Genomic DNA, 15,347 nt, shown 5'->3' on the forward strand with positions numbered 1-15,347 from the left:
AAAAACGTTTTCGGATGGCTTTAAATTCCAAAATTCATAATTGTTGACATAAATTTAAAAGTATTTAAGCTTTTAAATCATTATCTTGCAGCTAAATTATTTATAATCAAACAAGAACTATGAGCTTAATAATTGAAATTCACGCTAGACAAATATTTGATTCAAGAGGTAACCCTACGGTAGAAGTAGATGTAATTACAGAAAACGGAATATTAGGTAGGGCAGCCGTTCCTTCTGGAGCTTCAACTGGAGAACATGAGGCGGTTGAACTTAGAGACGGTGGTGATGATTATATGGGAAAAGGCGTAACCAAAGCTGTAGAAAACGTAAATACAAGCATTGCTGAAAATTTAATCGGTTTTTCTGTTTTTGAACAAGAAGCTATTGATAAAGCAATGATCGAGTTAGATGGAACTCCAAATAAATCTAAATTAGGAGCGAATGCAATTTTAGGAGTATCCTTAGCAGTAGCTAAAGCTGCTGCAAATGAGTTAAACCTTCCTTTGTATAGATATGTAGGAGGAGTAAGTGCTAAAACACTTCCGGTTCCTATGATGAATATTATTAATGGAGGTTCTCACTCAGATGCACCAATTGCGTTTCAAGAATTTATGGTGATGCCGGTAAAAGCAAAGAACTTTTCTCACGCCATAAAAATGGGAACTGAAATTTTTCACAACCTTAAGAAAGTTTTAAAAGACAGAGGCTTAAGTACAGCTGTAGGTGACGAAGGAGGTTTTGCTCCAACCTTAGATGGAACAGAAGATGCTATCGAGTCAATACAAAAAGCGGTTGAAAATGCAGGTTATAAATTTGGAGAAGAAGTAATGATTGCTTTAGATTGTGCTGCAGCAGAATTCTACGAAGATGGAAAATACAATTACAAGAAATTTGAAGGTGAAGGTGGTGAAGTAAGAACAAGCGAAGAGCAAGCTTCTTACTTAGCTGAATTAGTTTCAAAATACCCTATCATCTCCATTGAAGATGGAATGGATGAAAACGACTGGGAAGGTTGGAAAGCCTTAACAGATAAAATTGGAGATAAAGTACAATTAGTTGGAGATGATTTATACGTAACTAACGTAGAACGTCTTTCACGTGGAATTGACGAAGGTATCGCCAATTCAATCTTGATCAAAGTAAATCAAATTGGTACATTAACTGAAACTATTGCTGCTGTAAATATGGCGCATAATGCAGGTTATACTTCTGTCATGTCTCACCGTTCAGGAGAAACGGAAGATAATACCATTGCAGATTTAGCTGTTGCACTAAATACTGGGCAAATCAAAACCGGTTCTGCTTCTCGTAGTGACCGTATGGCTAAGTACAATCAATTATTAAGAATTGAAGAAGAATTAGGTGAAGTAGCTTATTATCCACAAGATAAAGCTTTTAAAATCTAATCTAAGAATATAAATTCAAAAAAGAGTCCTATTGAAAAATAGGACTTTTTTTATGCGAAAAAATGAATTTTTCTTAATTATTGGATTAACCTTTTCGATAATAGGAATTTTCTATTGAAATAATCAAAATTATAAAGCCTTCTTAACGGCTATTTAACACTATATTTTGTAAATTAGCGACACTTTAAATTAAAAATTCAATAATAAATAAAATGTCAAAAACAGCTACGATAGAACTTGACGGGAAAAAATATGAATTTCCTGTTACAGAAGGAACAGAAGGCGAAAAAGCGATTCAAATTAAATCTTTAAGAGGTGATACCGGTGGACTTATAACATTAGATCCCGGTTTTAAAAACACAGGATCTTGTGAGAGTGCCATTACTTTCTTAAACGGAGAGGAAGGGATTCTGAGGTACAGAGGATATTCGATTGAAGATTTAGCGGAAAAAGCGAGCTTTTTAGAAGTAGCATATTTATTGATTTTTGGCGAGCTTCCCACTCAGGAGCAATTAGATAAATTTTACGGAGATATCAAAGAAGAATCTCACGTAGATGAAGAGATGAAGAAAATCTTAGATGGTTTTCCTAAGACTGCTCACCCAATGGGAGTACTTTCATCATTAACAAGTGCGTTAATTGCATTTAACCCAGGCTCTGTAAACGTAGATTCAGAAGAAGATATGTATACGGCTATCGTGAAATTATTAGCTAAGTTTCCGGTATTGGTAGCTTGGACACTAAGAAAAAGAAATAGTAAGCCATTAGATTATGGTGATAGCTCTTTAAATTATGTAGATAACATCTTAAAAATGATGTTTAAAAAGCCAAATGAAGAGTATAAAGTGAATGCTAAAGTTTCTGAAGCTTTAAACAAATTATTGATTCTTCATGCAGATCACGAGCAAAACTGTTCTACCTCTACGGTAAGAATCGTAGGTTCATCTCACGCTGGATTGTTTGCTTCAATTTCTGCTGGTATTTCTGCACTTTGGGGTCCACTTCACGGAGGAGCTAATCAGGCTGTTATCGAAATGCTAGAAGGTATTAAAGAAGACGGAGGCGATACCAAAAAATATATGCAAAAAGCGAAAGACAAAGAAGATCCATTTAGATTAATGGGCTTTGGTCACCGCGTTTATAAAAACTTTGATCCTCGCGCGAGAATCATCAAAAAATCTGCTGATGAAGTATTAGGAGATTTAGGAATTGAGGATCCGGTATTAGACATCGCCAAAGGATTAGAAAAAGAAGCTCTAGAAGACAATTATTTTGTAGAAAGAAAGCTTTATCCGAACGTAGATTTCTACTCAGGAATTATTTATAGAGCATTAGGGATTCCAACAGAAATGTTTACCGTCATGTTTGCCTTAGGTAGATTACCGGGATGGATTGCACAATGGAGAGAAATGAGATTGAAAAAAGAACCAATTGGACGTCCACGTCAGGTGTATATCGGTGAAAACCACAGAGACTTTAAGGATATCGAAAAAAGATAATCATATTATTGTCAATTTTATAAAAGCTTCATAGGAATATGGAGCTTTTTTTATATTTGCTAAAAAATAAAAATGCTTTCATTACATATCACCAATGAGACCAATCGGCTTAAAGCCGTAGTATTAGGTCTTGCAAGAAACATAGGAGATCAACCAGCTATCGATGATACTTACGATCCCAAATCATTAGAACACTTAAAAGCCGGTACCTATCCAGAAGAGCAGGATATGGTCAAGGAAATTAAAGCGGTAGAAGACGTATTAAAAAAGTATGACGTTGAAGTTTACCGTCCAAAAGTGATTGAAAATTACAATCAGATTTTTTCAAGAGATATAGGTTTTGTGATCGAAGATAAATTTATCATTGCGAATATTTTACCCGATCGTGAGCGAGAGATTGAAGCCATTCAGCATATTATCGATAGGGTTCCAAAAGAAAATGTAGTACGTTTCCCAGAGGAAGCACATGTGGAAGGTGGCGATGTCATGCCACACGGCGATTATATTTTTGTAGGAACTTACCGAGGTGAAGATTATCCCGATTTTATTACTGCGAGAACCAATACAAAAGCTGTAAAAGCCTTAGAAGAATTATTTCCGAATAAAACCGTCAAGTCGTTCAATCTTAGAAAATCGAATACCGATGCGAAAAATAATGCGTTGCATTTAGATTGTTGTTTTCAGCCGGTTGGAAAAGACAAAGCCATTATTCATAAGAATGGGTTTTTAGAAGAAGAAGAATACGAGTGGTTGGTGAATTACTTTGGAAAAGAAAATGTATTTGAAATTACCAAAGAAGAAATGTATCATATGAACAGTAATATTTTCTCCATTTCTCCTGAGGTAGTCATTTCTGAAAAAAACTTTACACGATTAAACGCTTGGCTTCGTGAAAATGGAATTACTGTAGAAGAAGTACCTTATGCCGAAATTGCCAAGCAAGAAGGTTTATTACGTTGTTCTACTTTACCGTTAATTCGGGAGTAATCGCGTCAAGGATTGAGCGGTGTGTTTGAGCTCTTTTTTGTTGCCTTGAGCGGAGTCGAAAGGTTTTATAGACAAAAAAAGCGAGTAGCGAAAGCCTGCCCGGACGCTCAAAATAAATAACTATATGAATTACTTTGTCAGTTTGAGCGGATTAGAAAAATTTTTAAAATACATTCCGTAAGAGGAGACAAACATTAATTATTGTATTAAGAAGAAGAAAAATGAAACAGATTACAGATAGTATTTTAATGATTAGACCCGTTGCTTTTAGAATGAATGAAGAAACGGCGGTAAATAATTATTTTCAGAAAAATATTGAAGGAAACGTAGATGAAATTACTCAGAAAGCGCAGCAGGAGTTTGACGATTTTGTATCGAAACTACGTAAAGTAGGTGTAAATGTAGTAGTGGTTGATGATATTGCTGAAAATAATACCCCTGATTCCATCTTTCCGAACAACTGGGTTTCTTTTCACGAAACAGGAGATATAGCCCTGTATCCAATGTTTGCTGAAAATAGAAGGAGAGAACGTCGTGAAGATATTTTACAAAGCTTAGAGGAAGAAGGTTTTGAAATTAAAAATATTGTTGATTATACGGCGGCGGAAGAAGAGAACATTTTCTTAGAAGGAACGGGGAGTTTACTACTAGACCGTGCTAACGAAAAAGCTTACTGTGCACTTTCTGAACGCGCCGATGAAGATTTACTTATCGAGTTCTGTGAAGATTTTGAGTACATGCCCATTATTTTTAAAGCGAATCAAACCGTAGACGGTGAACGTAAAGCGATTTACCATACCAACGTGATGATGTGCTTGGCAGAAGAGTTTGCGGTAATTTGTTTAGATACCATCGACGATAAAAAGCAACGAAAAGCCGTGATGAATAGTTTGAAAGAAGACGGTAAAGAAATTATTACGATTTCTGAAGAGCAAATGCATGAATTTGCCGGAAATATGTTGCAAGTACAAGGAGCATTCAATAAGAAATATTTGGTGATGAGTGAACGTGCTCACCAAAGTTTAACGACAGACCAAGTGGCTAAAATTGAAAAGCATTGCGAAATTTTAAGCAGCAGTTTGCAAACCATCGAAACCCTTGGAGGTGGAAGTGCGCGTTGTATGCTCGCTGAAGTTTTCTTGCCAAAAGCTGAAAAATAAATTTTTTAAATAGGCGTCTTGCTGAAGCTGCCCGTCCAGTAGGCAGGCTTGATTCAGCATTTTATCTTGATAAACAAAACCTCATAGATTTTTCAAAAATCTATGAGGTTTTGTTTTTACGATTTCAAACTTCGGAAATCTTTTACCAGTCGAATTCCTATTAAAACACTTAATAATGCAAAAGGGAGTGAAGTGACAATCAACAATTTTTGCATGGCGGTGAGTACATCAATTTCAGCATTAAAACTTCCTAAGAGTAAAATGGCTTCGGTGAAAATGAACATTAAAATAGCCCAAACTAATCGATGGGTTTTCTTGGGGTTTTGTTTTCCTTTATCGGTAAACATACTCAACACATAAATGGCAGAATCTACCGAGGTAATTAGAAAGCCAACTAAGAGAACAATGGTTAAAATAGAAGTTAGCGTAGAAAGTGGATAAGCTTTAAGAAACACAAAAATAGAAGTGAACACATTATCAAAATCCCCTTGGTAATTATTCATCTGTTCGATAAGCTGAAAAGAGGAAGAGCCAAAAACACTAAACCAAAAGAAACTACCTAGTGAGGGGATTAAAATAGCGCCCAAAATCATTTGCCGAATGGTCCTTCCTTTCGAGATTCGGGCGATAAAAATACCGGTAAACGGTGCCCAAGCTAGCCAAAAAGCCCAATAATAAAGTGTCCAGTCGGTTAAAAATTGCTTTCCGGGATTGTAATTTCCCAAAGCTAAACTCAACGGAAGAAAATCGATGATGTATTGATAAGTCGCTATCCCAAAATTTTCAAAAATCTGAAGCATATCACTTTGCACAAAAACAAAAAGTAATAGTAGAAATGTTAATGCAATGTTCCAATTTGATATTTTTTGAATCCCTTTGTGAATTCCTTGATAGGCAGAAATAAAACCGAAGAGAAAGATGATAAACGTAAATAAATAAGCAAATGCGTAATCGTTCTCGGTATTGAGCAGAAATGTGAGTCCGCCCTCAATTTGTTCGGTTCCTAGACCAATAGCGGCAACAATTCCGATAACCGTAGTTAAAACAGTTAATAAATCAATCCCTTTAATTAGTTTACTGCCCTCAAACTGAGGAAAAGCATTACTGAGCAACATCGTCTTTTTTCGAATAAATAAATAATAGCCAATTACTAAAGCGAAGAATACATAAAATGCCCAAGCGGTAAATCCCCACTGGTAAAAAGTATATTCCAGTGCCATTACTTCCGCAGAATTATTGCTAGAAATGGGCGGGTTTTGTTGCATAAATACCGGTTCTTGGACGGCGCGCAATAAAATACCGGCACCCATTCCGGCGCTGTAAAGCATCGCAATCCAAGATAAAGTGTCGTACTCTGGTTTTTCTTTTCCGAGTCTTAATTTCCCTAAGGGGGTAAAGACTAAAATAAATAGAAACAAAACACAGCCTAAACCTAACCACAAGTAAAAACTTCCGAAGAGGTTTCTAATGGTTACCGAGTAAGATTCTATGGTGTAATAAAAGCTTTGCGGAGAAATAAAAATAAAACCTGAAAAAGCTAAAATAGTCAGAATAGATAAGGCTAAAAGAAGGTTGTTCTTAAAGTAGTCGAGTAAAGATTTAATCACTTGGCAGCCGCAATTTCATTCAACATTCCCTTAAAGATAAAAAAATGAAACGGAAGCATACTATACCAATAAGCTCTTCCGGCAATTCCCCTGGGTCTAAACGTGGCGGTTTGGTGTACAATTCCTTCCTCGTCAATACAGAATTCTAACCAAGCTTCTCCAGGAACGCGCATTTCAGCAAACAATAAGAGCCTGTTATTTTCTTTATCGGCTAAAAGCACACGCCAAAAGTCGAGTGAATCTCCGGTATTAATTTTATTATTATGTGTTCTGCCACGACGCAATCCTACACCGCCAAAAAGTTTATCGAGAAAACCTCTGAATTTCCATAAAGAATTGGCGTAATACCAACCATTTTTGCCACCAATGCTCCAGATTTTTTCTAATGAAACTTTTGGATCTTCTGCTTTTTGTTGCTGAACATCACGCAAACAACCATGGGTAGGAACCTGAATGTACTTATTCAAATCTTTTTGCCTGTATCTTCCGCTAGATTTAGAATCTTTCCAGCTAGAAACCACTTGATTTTGTTCAATTTTATCGAAGGCCATTTTGATTGCTTCTTCATAAGAAATAGGTTCAATATTTAACATTTCTTGTAAACGCGTATCTTTAGAAATTACTTCTACCGTCATACTGTCCACTAAGTTTACGGCAAGTTTATAGGAGGTGGAAGTCACAAAATACAACCAATAGGAAGAGAGTCTTGGCGTCATAAAAGGAACTCCGATAATGTGTAATTTTAATCCCCTAATTTTAGAATATTGAAGCATCATTTTTTTGTAAGTCAATACTTCTGGGCCACCAATATCAAAAGCTTCATCATAACACTTTTCGTTACCCAAAACACCGGAGAGGTATTGCAAGACATTTCTAATCGCGATAGGTTGTGTTTTGGTGTCTACCCATCGTGGGGTAATCATAAACGGAAGTTTCTCACATAAATCTCTGATAATTTCAAAAGAGGAACTTCCTGAACCTACTACAATTCCAGCTTGCAAACATGTAAGATGAAAATTGCCTTCCTGTAAAATTTCACCAACCTTTTTGCGGGAACTTAAATGCTTAGAACTTTCCTTATCATTGGTCATTCCGGTAAGAAAAATAACTTGCCTAGCATTGACAGGTTCTAAATAGTGGTTGAAATTTTCTGCGGCTTGTGCTTCTTTTTCATCAAAATCTTTGGTAGAAGTTGTCATGGAATGAATCAAATAATACGCTGCATCAATATCTGTGGGAAGTAAGTTGGGTTTTACTTCTTCTAGAAAATCAATCTCTACAATTTCGATTTCTTTTTTTACTTCAGGGTCTACCGATAGTCGGTCGGCACTTCTTACTGCGCAGACAACTTCGTGGCCTTGCTCTAAAAGTAAAGTCAATAATCGCATTCCTATATATCCATTAGCACCGGTAAGAAGAATTTTCATGAGTCAATTTTCCAAGAAAATTACAATTAAATACTTAACTTTCGGTACTTTTTAAGATGGGTTTATAAAATGAAGAATACATTAAAAATCGTTTTGCTGTTAGTTGGAGCTGTATTAATTGGCTATGGAATATACACCCTGCTATTTCCGCACGTTTCTTTAGAAAATGGAACAGAAAAAGTAATGGCTGAAAACGATGCCACACAATCTTTCGCCATGATTTGCTTAGGAATTCTTTCTTTAGTTTGCGGGATTGCTTTTAGAAAACGATAGTTCACTTTATTTATATGAAAAATATACTTTTTACACTTTTATTCCTTCTGCCTTTTATTACGTATTCTCAAAAAGTAGGAGGTGGTGCCTTTGCAATTAATCCTTTTCATGAAGCAAAAGTAGAAACGCGATCTGGAGAGATTATAGAAGGGGTTGCGAGGCTAAACTTAAATAATGAGATTGTATTTAAAGAGGATATAGATGCCGATAAGATTTTTTATAATTATAAAACAGCAAAGTCTGTTGATTTAACGATTGAAGGAGAACAGAAAAAATATGCTTACAAGATTGTCGATGGAGTTGCCTACCCACACGCTATTAAATTATTAGAAGTTTTTACTGAAGGAAATGTGATTCTTTATTTTAAGAAAAAAACAACTACTGATGCCTTTGCAGGTCAAAATTTTGCTAACGAAATGTCTCAAGGAGTGAATAATTCAGTTTCTAACAATGTGTTGAAAGATGTTAAATACACCAATTTCGATTATTATTTAGGAGTTCCCGGTCAAGATTTAGTGACCGATTTGAGAAACGGAAATACCTATTCAAAACGTTTTAAAACAATCGCTAAAAATTATTTTAGCGATTGTTCCGATTTAATGAATAAAATTAAGAGTAAGTATTTTAAGCGTTATGAAATAAGGTCGATTGTGAATTATTACAATAACGATTGCCAATAACTACCTAAACGCAACACCTAAAACCGTCATTACGGAAGAGCTAATATATTCAATACCAATAGCAATCACAATAAAACCAATAATTCTGGAAATTGCATTAATGCCGGAAGCTTCTAGCCATTTTACAATAAACGGAGCACTTCTTAAAACTAAAAACGTCGCAAAACATACAATTAAAATAGAAAGTACAATGACAAGTTGATCTAAGAAAATACTGTATTCTTCATTTAAGCCAATTAAAAATGAAATAGATCCCGGTCCGGCCAGCACATTGGGATCGCGAGCGGAGTTAACGCTACGCCATCACGTTGATAATCATCATTTTTATTTTTTTACGCTCCATACCTTTATGTTTGTTGAAAGATCCTGTGAGTAAAACAAATCCGGAAAGTGATAATAATTCCTTCAGGTCTTATTTCAATATTGCAAGTATTGATATATTTATCTAAAATCAGCAGATGTTGAATTTCAATGCTGGTGGAAGTAATAAAAAGTTTATGGGAACCAACTCCTTTCTTTTTAATAGGTTCCATTAGCGTAAATGCTTTTCCTATTTCTTCATTTATCTTTTCACGGCGTTCAGGATGATTATAAGAAGCATTTAGTAGCATAACGTGTTTATTGGGTGTAAATCTTTCCTAAATTAATTAATTGGCTATGGAATATACACCTTGCTATTTCCGCATGTTTCTTTAGAAAATGGAACAGAAAAAGTAATGGCTGAAAACGATGCCACACAATCTTTCGCCATGATTTGCTTAGGAATTCTTTCTTTAGTTTGCGGAATTGCTTTTAAAAAACGTTAAAGTATTAAGTTTTTAATTTGCTTTTAATAGTTTAATTGATTTAATTTCAGTGTTTTATTTTGATGACTGAAATTATGGATATTGTATCTTTACCTACAGAACAATTATTAAGCGTTGAATCTTTAGATTATTCGAATTCTTATAATTACAAAACACCCCATCGTCATAATTATTTCGAAATTATTTTGGTAAATGAGGGCGAAGGACATCAATTTATCGATTTTCAAAAATACAGCTTATCCAAAGGTTCTATTTATTTAGTATATCCCGGGCAGGTTCATTTGTTGAGACGTAATCAAGCTAATGGGTTACTTCTTCAGTTTAAAAAAGATATTTTTGAGTTTATTTTTCCAATTCGGCATTATGATTTATTTTTTAAACAAGCCGAATTAAAATTGAAATTAAAAGATTTTGAATTACTACATCAACTTTTTAAGCAAATTGAAATTCTGAATCTCAATCAGGATAGTACGCATTTATCTTTTTGTAAAATATATAGTTACTTAGAAATTATTCTTATTACTTTAATTGAAAATCAATCTACCGGAGTGTTTTTTGACCAAGTGAATTTTTCTGCAAAATTTATATTAGCTGTTGGGGAAAACATTAAAACTAAAAGAAAAGTAGTTGAATATGCAGAGCTACTATCATTGCCTAAAGATAAACTTACCGCAATTTGTAAGAAAACTTTTGGGAAGACGCCTCTTAAAATAATTCACGAAGAATTACTTCTAGAAATTAAAAGGGAAATGATACTTAATGAAGCATCATTAAAAGAAATTTCCTATGACTTTAATTTTAATAATCCTGCTAATTTCAGCAAATTTATCAAGTCAAATACCGGTAAATCAGCTTCAGAGTTAAAAGCGGAGTTATTGACACTCTATAATTTATAGATGTATAATTGTCTATTTTACAAGTATTTATCTCTTTTTGATAATTTGTTTAAATAAAGGTAAGGTATATTTATCATATAACTTAAAAACTTTTGTGATGAAAAAAATTCTTACTTTATTTTACTTGTGTCCTTTATTTCTTTCAGCTCAACTCCAAAATTTAGATTTTGAAGATTGGCAAACAGACACCAAACTTAATTATTGGCAATGTGGAGTGATTTTTGGTGAAAATGATTCATTTTCTGAGCATTTTTATTTTGGAAATAATGCTGATGCACATCATAATAATTATGCCCTTACCTTGGGAATGTGGTATTTTTATGTGAAAGACGCTGCTATACAGAGAGCACCTATTAGTTATTTGCCGGAAAAACTGACAGGGTATTATAAATATACCGAAAATTTGCTTGAAAAAGAGGGGGAATATGTTGTAGACACTGCTCAGGTAAATGTATTTCTTACCAAGTGGGATCCGGCTATTTCTCAAAGGGACACCATTGGTATAGGAGAATTGAAATTAGGTGAAGAACAATTAAATTATCAATTATTTGAAGTCGCTATCGAGTATGATGATATTACCCAAGAACCAGATTCTATAGCAGTAATTTTAGATCCGTCTTTGATAAATCGAAAAGGCTCTATTATTGGTGGTGTTGGATCAGGCTGGCAAGCAGACATTAGTGGAGACGGTAGTTCTTCCTTTTTTACCATAGATTATCTTTCTTTAGAAGGTGATGTTCTAACTAATACTTCTTATGAAAAGTCTCAAATTGTAATGTATCCTAATCCTTCTTCGGAAGAAATTTTCATTTCAACATATAGCGGAGAAATTGCTATTTATGATATACTGGGAAAAAAAGTATTAGCTAAAACTATAACAGAAAATCAAGCTATTAACATTGCCACATTATCTAAAGGGGTGTATTTTCTAAAGTTAGCTGGTCAAAATAGTATTGTAAGGAAATTTATTAAAAAGTAAATGGAATATTTACCTAAATACCACACCTAAAACCGTCATTACGGAAGAGCTAATATATTCAATACCAATAGCAATCACAATAAAACCAATAATTCTTGAAATTGCATTAATCCCTGAAGCGCCTAACCATTTTACAATAATGGGGGCGCTTTTTAATACCAAAAAAGTAGCAAAACAAACGGCAAAGATAGAAAGGACGATCACTAATTGATCTAATAACTCATTATGTTCTTCATTTAAACCAATTAAAAATGAAATAGATCCTGGTCCGGCCAACATTGGTATCGCTAGCGGAGTTAATGCTACGCCATCACGTTGATAAGCATCATTTTTTACTTTTTCGCGGTCCATTCCTTTGTGTTTATTGAAAGTTCCCGTAAGTAATGCAAAACCGGAAGAAACAATAATGAGTCCACCGGCAATGCGGAGGGATTCAATACTAATTCCGAAGAAATTTAGAATATATTTTCCGGTGAAAAATGCAATTAATAAAATTACAAAAATATTGATTGCTGTAAGAATTGAAGTGCGCGATCTCTCGGCATTACTGTCTTCTTTAGTAAGTCCTACAAAAATAGGAACCGTTCCCAGCGGATTAATCACCGAAAATAAAGCAGCAAAAACATAGATAAATAAGTCCATTCTTTTTTGCCGCAAATGTGATTTTTAAAATTTAGATGGATGTAAGCAATTCTTTAAATGAATGTTTGAGGAAGGTTAAAAAAGAGACTAATTTTTTAAATTAAATATTCAAACTAGAAAAGTACGGTTTTCAATATTTATACAGAAAAAATCAAGGATGCGAAGAAGAAGTCCAATGATTCGCTTTAAAATCCAGCAATTTCTTCATGAAGATATGCGTGTTTTTGGTATCAGCTTTTACTTTAATAAAATAGTGATCTCGGTAAATGGAGTATTCTTCTGCTTTGCTTTTGTAGAGTTTTAGTTTATAGTAAGGGATAACCAAAGCATAAGTTTCTAATAACGACCGGAAAGTGACAATAATTCCGTCAGGTCTTATTTCAATATTGCAAGTATTGATATATTTATCTAGAATCAGCAGATGGTGAATTTCAATGCTGGTGGAAGTAATAAAAAGTTTATGGGAACCAACTCCTTTCATTTTAATACGTTCCATTAACGTAAATGCTCTTCCTACTTCTTCATTTATCTTTTCACGGCGTTCAGGATGATTATAAGAAACATTTAGTAACATAACGTGTTTATTGGGTGTAAATCTTTCCTAAGTTAATTAATTGGATAGGTGTTTTGTAACCGGATACCCGATTTAAGATTCTACCATCACCACCGTTTAAAAAGAGTAAGGTAGGGTAGCTTTGAAGTCCAATACTTTCTGCAATTATTTTACCTTCCCCTTTTTCTGCATTCAGTGCAAGGTTTATAAATTCTTCGTTATAAAAACTACCTACTTCTTTATCTTTTAGCGTATTTTTCTTCAGAGATTTACAAACGCCACACCAATTGGCATATAAATAAACAAAAACCAATTTTTCTTCCTTTTCTGCTTTTTCCAAAGCTTCTTGATAGTTCCCATTATAAAAATCAATTCCTTTTTTAGCCGCTGGTTTTTTAGCAGAAGAAATTCCGAAGAAAACAAACATTCCGCATACTAAAAACAATTTATTGATCAGGAAAGATGTGAATAGTCGCATTTCTTAATATTATTAGTTAAAGTTAAGCCTTAATTAGAAGGAATACAAACGCTCTGTATGCAATTTAAATTTCACTTTTTTAATACAACTAATACTGAATTTAAAAAGGAAAGCCGTTAAGGATGTTAGTCAGCTTTAAATTTTAAATTATCTTTGCGGTTCAAAATTTTTTGAGAAGATGACTATTCAAGACACATTAGCAGACAAAGTAAAAGAAGCCGTAAAACACCTTCATAATATAGAACTAGAAAATGTTGAGTTTCAAGCAACACGTAAAGAGTTTGAAGGTGATGTGACCGTTGTGGTTTTTCCTATGTTACGTCAAGTAAAAACCAATCCGGTACAATTGGGAGAAGCTATAGGGAAATACTTAGAAGAAAATGTAGAAGAGGTTGCTGGCTTTAATGTGGTAAAAGGCTTCTTGAATATTGTGCTTAGTGATGCGTATTTCTTAAAGTTTTTCAATGTTATGAAAGACGACGAGCATTATGGAAGCATCTCTACCAATGAGCAATCTCCAAAAATTATGGTCGAGTATTCTTCGCCCAATACAAACAAACCTTTGCATTTAGGACATATTCGAAATAACTTATTAGGCTATTCTGTTGCAGAAATATTGAAAGCTGCGGGAAATACAGTTTATAAAACTCAAATTATTAACGACCGAGGAATTCATATTTGCAAAAGTATGTTGGCTTGGCAGAAATTTGGAGAAGGTGAAACTCCGGATTCTACAGGATTAAAAGGTGATAAACTTGTTGGTAATTACTATGTGAAATTTGACAAAGAATATAAAACTCAAATTTCTGAATTACAAAAGCAAGGTGTTTCTGAAGAGCAGGCCAAAAAAGAAGCGCCGTTGATACTGGAAGCCCAAAAAATGTTACAATTGTGGGAAGCTGGAGATGAAGAAGTAGTAGCACTATGGGAAAAGATGAACCAATGGGTGTATGATGGTTTTGAGCAAACTTATGCAGCGCTTGGGGTAGACTTTGATAAAAATTACTACGAAAGTAATACCTATTTATTAGGAAAAGAGGTGGTAAACGACGGACTCGAAAAGGGCGTTTTTTACCGAAAGCAAGATGGAAGTGTGTGGATAGATTTAACCGAAGAAGGTTTAGATGAAAAAATCGTGTTGCGTGCTGATGGAACTGCGGTTTATATGACGCAAGATATCGGTACGGCGATTCAGCGTGTGGAAGATTATGCCATTAACGGAATGGTTTACACTGTAGGAAACGAGCAAGATTATCATTTTAAAGTATTGTTTTTAATCTTGAAGAAATTAGGTTTTGAGTGGGCAAATCATTTGTATCACTTAAGCTACGGAATGGTAGATTTACCCAGCGGAAAAATGAAAAGCCGTGAAGGAACTGTAGTAGATGCCGATGATCTTATTGAAGAAATGACCAAAACCGCCCAAGAAATTTCTGAAGAATTAGGAAAGCTTGAAGGGTATACTGAAGAAGAAAAACAACAACTGTACAAAACTATTGGTTTGGGAGCCTTAAAATATTACATTTTAAAAGTAGATCCTAAAAAACGTATTTTGTTCAATCCCGAAGAATCGGTAGATTTTCAAGGAAATACAGGACCGTTTATTCAATATACGTATGCAAGAATTCGTTCCATTTTAAGAAAAGCAGATTTTAATCATTCTACAGATTTAGCAGACTATCAATTGCACGAGAAAGAACGTGAAGTAGTGAAGTTGCTTCAGCAATATCCAGAGATCGTGCAACAAGCGGCAGAACAACACAGTCCCGCATTAATTGCAAATTATACCTACGATTTGGTAAAAGAATTTAATTCGTTCTATCAAAATGTAAGTATTTTGGGGGCAGAGGTTGAAGAAGAAAAAATATTTAGGGTTCAACTTTCAGAAGCGGTGGCCAATACCATTAAAAACGGATTTTCGTTATTGGGAATAGATGTTCCTGAACGTATGTAA

The 15,347-nt window shown here is 34.3% G+C and carries 17 protein-coding genes; 10 read left to right on the forward strand and 7 right to left on the reverse strand.

Annotated elements, in window-relative coordinates; translation table 11 throughout:
• Window positions 1-119: 119 nt before the first annotated feature.
• From eno to ctlX, 4 genes are all read left to right on the forward strand, one after another.
• Entirely contained in the window at window positions 120-1,406 is a 1,287-nt protein-coding gene (gene eno, locus FVB9532_RS13900; protein WP_150545782.1) for a phosphopyruvate hydratase, read from the forward strand.
• 212 nt (window positions 1,407-1,618) lie between these two features.
• Window positions 1,619-2,905, forward strand: a complete 1,287-nt coding sequence (locus FVB9532_RS13905) for a citrate synthase (protein ID WP_150545783.1) — start codon at window positions 1,619-1,621, stop codon at window positions 2,903-2,905.
• A gap of 72 nt (window positions 2,906-2,977) precedes the next feature.
• Window positions 2,978-3,892 carry a dimethylarginine dimethylaminohydrolase family protein gene (locus FVB9532_RS13910; RefSeq protein ID WP_150545784.1) on the forward strand — a complete coding sequence of 305 codons (915 nt, stop codon included), beginning with the start codon at window positions 2,978-2,980 and terminating at the stop codon, window positions 3,890-3,892.
• Window positions 3,893-4,113: 221 nt separating this feature from the next.
• A complete protein-coding gene (gene ctlX, locus FVB9532_RS13915) occupies window positions 4,114-5,052 on the forward strand; it encodes a citrulline utilization hydrolase CtlX (protein ID WP_150545785.1) in 939 nt (312 codons plus the stop codon).
• A gap of 116 nt (window positions 5,053-5,168) precedes the next feature.
• On the opposite strand, the gene FVB9532_RS13920 is transcribed toward ctlX, so the two are convergent.
• On the reverse strand, window positions 5,169-6,659 hold the full coding sequence (locus FVB9532_RS13920; protein WP_317132294.1) for a BCCT family transporter: 1,491 nt from the start codon (window positions 6,657-6,659) through the stop codon (window positions 5,169-5,171).
• On the reverse strand, window positions 6,656-8,086 hold the full coding sequence (locus FVB9532_RS13925; protein ID WP_150545786.1) for an SDR family oxidoreductase: 1,431 nt from the start codon (window positions 8,084-8,086) through the stop codon (window positions 6,656-6,658). The genes FVB9532_RS13920 and FVB9532_RS13925 overlap by 4 nt, the downstream gene beginning before the upstream one ends.
• A gap of 69 nt (window positions 8,087-8,155) precedes the next feature.
• On the opposite strand from FVB9532_RS13925, the gene FVB9532_RS13930 reads away from it, so the two are divergent.
• Together FVB9532_RS13930 and FVB9532_RS13935 are read left to right on the forward strand one after the other, a co-directional pair.
• Window positions 8,156-8,359, forward strand: a complete 204-nt coding sequence (locus tag FVB9532_RS13930; protein ID WP_150545787.1) for a hypothetical protein — start codon at window positions 8,156-8,158, stop codon at window positions 8,357-8,359.
• A gap of 14 nt (window positions 8,360-8,373) precedes the next feature.
• On the forward strand, window positions 8,374-9,039 hold the full coding sequence (locus tag FVB9532_RS13935) for a hypothetical protein (RefSeq protein WP_150545788.1): 666 nt from the start codon (window positions 8,374-8,376) through the stop codon (window positions 9,037-9,039).
• On the opposite strand, the gene FVB9532_RS13940 is transcribed toward FVB9532_RS13935, so the two are convergent.
• Together FVB9532_RS13940 and FVB9532_RS13945 are read right to left on the reverse strand one after the other, a co-directional pair.
• Window positions 9,040-9,309 carry a MarC family protein gene (locus tag FVB9532_RS13940; RefSeq protein WP_228482352.1) on the reverse strand — a complete coding sequence of 90 codons (270 nt, stop codon included), beginning with the start codon at window positions 9,307-9,309 and terminating at the stop codon, window positions 9,040-9,042.
• Between the two features lie 77 nt (window positions 9,310-9,386).
• Window positions 9,387-9,650: a hypothetical protein gene (locus FVB9532_RS13945; protein WP_150545789.1), complete on the reverse strand. Its 264-nt coding sequence runs from the start codon at window positions 9,648-9,650 to the stop codon at window positions 9,387-9,389.
• Window positions 9,651-9,710: 60 nt separating this feature from the next.
• On the opposite strand from FVB9532_RS13945, the gene FVB9532_RS19925 reads away from it, so the two are divergent.
• The 3 genes from FVB9532_RS19925 to FVB9532_RS13955 all read left to right on the forward strand — a co-directional run bounded on the left by FVB9532_RS19925 (window position 9,711) and on the right by FVB9532_RS13955 (window position 11,720).
• On the forward strand, window positions 9,711-9,845 hold the full coding sequence (locus FVB9532_RS19925; RefSeq protein ID WP_262714400.1) for a hypothetical protein: 135 nt from the start codon (window positions 9,711-9,713) through the stop codon (window positions 9,843-9,845).
• Between the two features lie 74 nt (window positions 9,846-9,919).
• The gene (locus FVB9532_RS13950; RefSeq protein ID WP_194716555.1) at window positions 9,920-10,741 is read left to right on the forward strand and encodes a helix-turn-helix domain-containing protein; all 822 of its coding nucleotides are present in this window, start codon (window positions 9,920-9,922) and stop codon (window positions 10,739-10,741) included.
• A gap of 97 nt (window positions 10,742-10,838) precedes the next feature.
• The gene (locus FVB9532_RS13955; RefSeq protein WP_150545791.1) at window positions 10,839-11,720 is read left to right on the forward strand and encodes a T9SS type A sorting domain-containing protein; all 882 of its coding nucleotides are present in this window, start codon (window positions 10,839-10,841) and stop codon (window positions 11,718-11,720) included.
• A 9-nt stretch (window positions 11,721-11,729) separates the two neighbouring features.
• Here the strand turns inward: FVB9532_RS13955 and FVB9532_RS13960 are convergent, their stop codons facing one another.
• The 3 genes from FVB9532_RS13960 to FVB9532_RS13970 all read right to left on the reverse strand — a co-directional run bounded on the left by FVB9532_RS13960 (window position 11,730) and on the right by FVB9532_RS13970 (window position 13,393).
• The gene (locus FVB9532_RS13960; RefSeq protein WP_150545792.1) at window positions 11,730-12,362 is read right to left on the reverse strand and encodes a MarC family protein; all 633 of its coding nucleotides are present in this window, start codon (window positions 12,360-12,362) and stop codon (window positions 11,730-11,732) included.
• 151 nt (window positions 12,363-12,513) lie between these two features.
• Window positions 12,514-12,936 carry a hypothetical protein gene (locus tag FVB9532_RS13965; RefSeq protein ID WP_150545793.1) on the reverse strand — a complete coding sequence of 141 codons (423 nt, stop codon included), beginning with the start codon at window positions 12,934-12,936 and terminating at the stop codon, window positions 12,514-12,516.
• A gap of 7 nt (window positions 12,937-12,943) precedes the next feature.
• Window positions 12,944-13,393, reverse strand: coding sequence for a thioredoxin fold domain-containing protein (locus FVB9532_RS13970; RefSeq protein WP_150545794.1), 450 nt, complete (start codon window positions 13,391-13,393; stop codon window positions 12,944-12,946).
• Window positions 13,394-13,571: 178 nt separating this feature from the next.
• On the opposite strand from FVB9532_RS13970, the gene argS reads away from it, so the two are divergent.
• Complete coding sequence (gene argS, locus FVB9532_RS13975; protein ID WP_150545795.1) at window positions 13,572-15,347, forward strand: arginine--tRNA ligase; 1,776 nt, start codon at window positions 13,572-13,574, stop codon at window positions 15,345-15,347.

Source organism: Mesonia oceanica, assembly GCF_902499555.1.
Classification (GTDB): domain Bacteria; phylum Bacteroidota; class Bacteroidia; order Flavobacteriales; family Flavobacteriaceae; genus Mesonia; species Mesonia oceanica.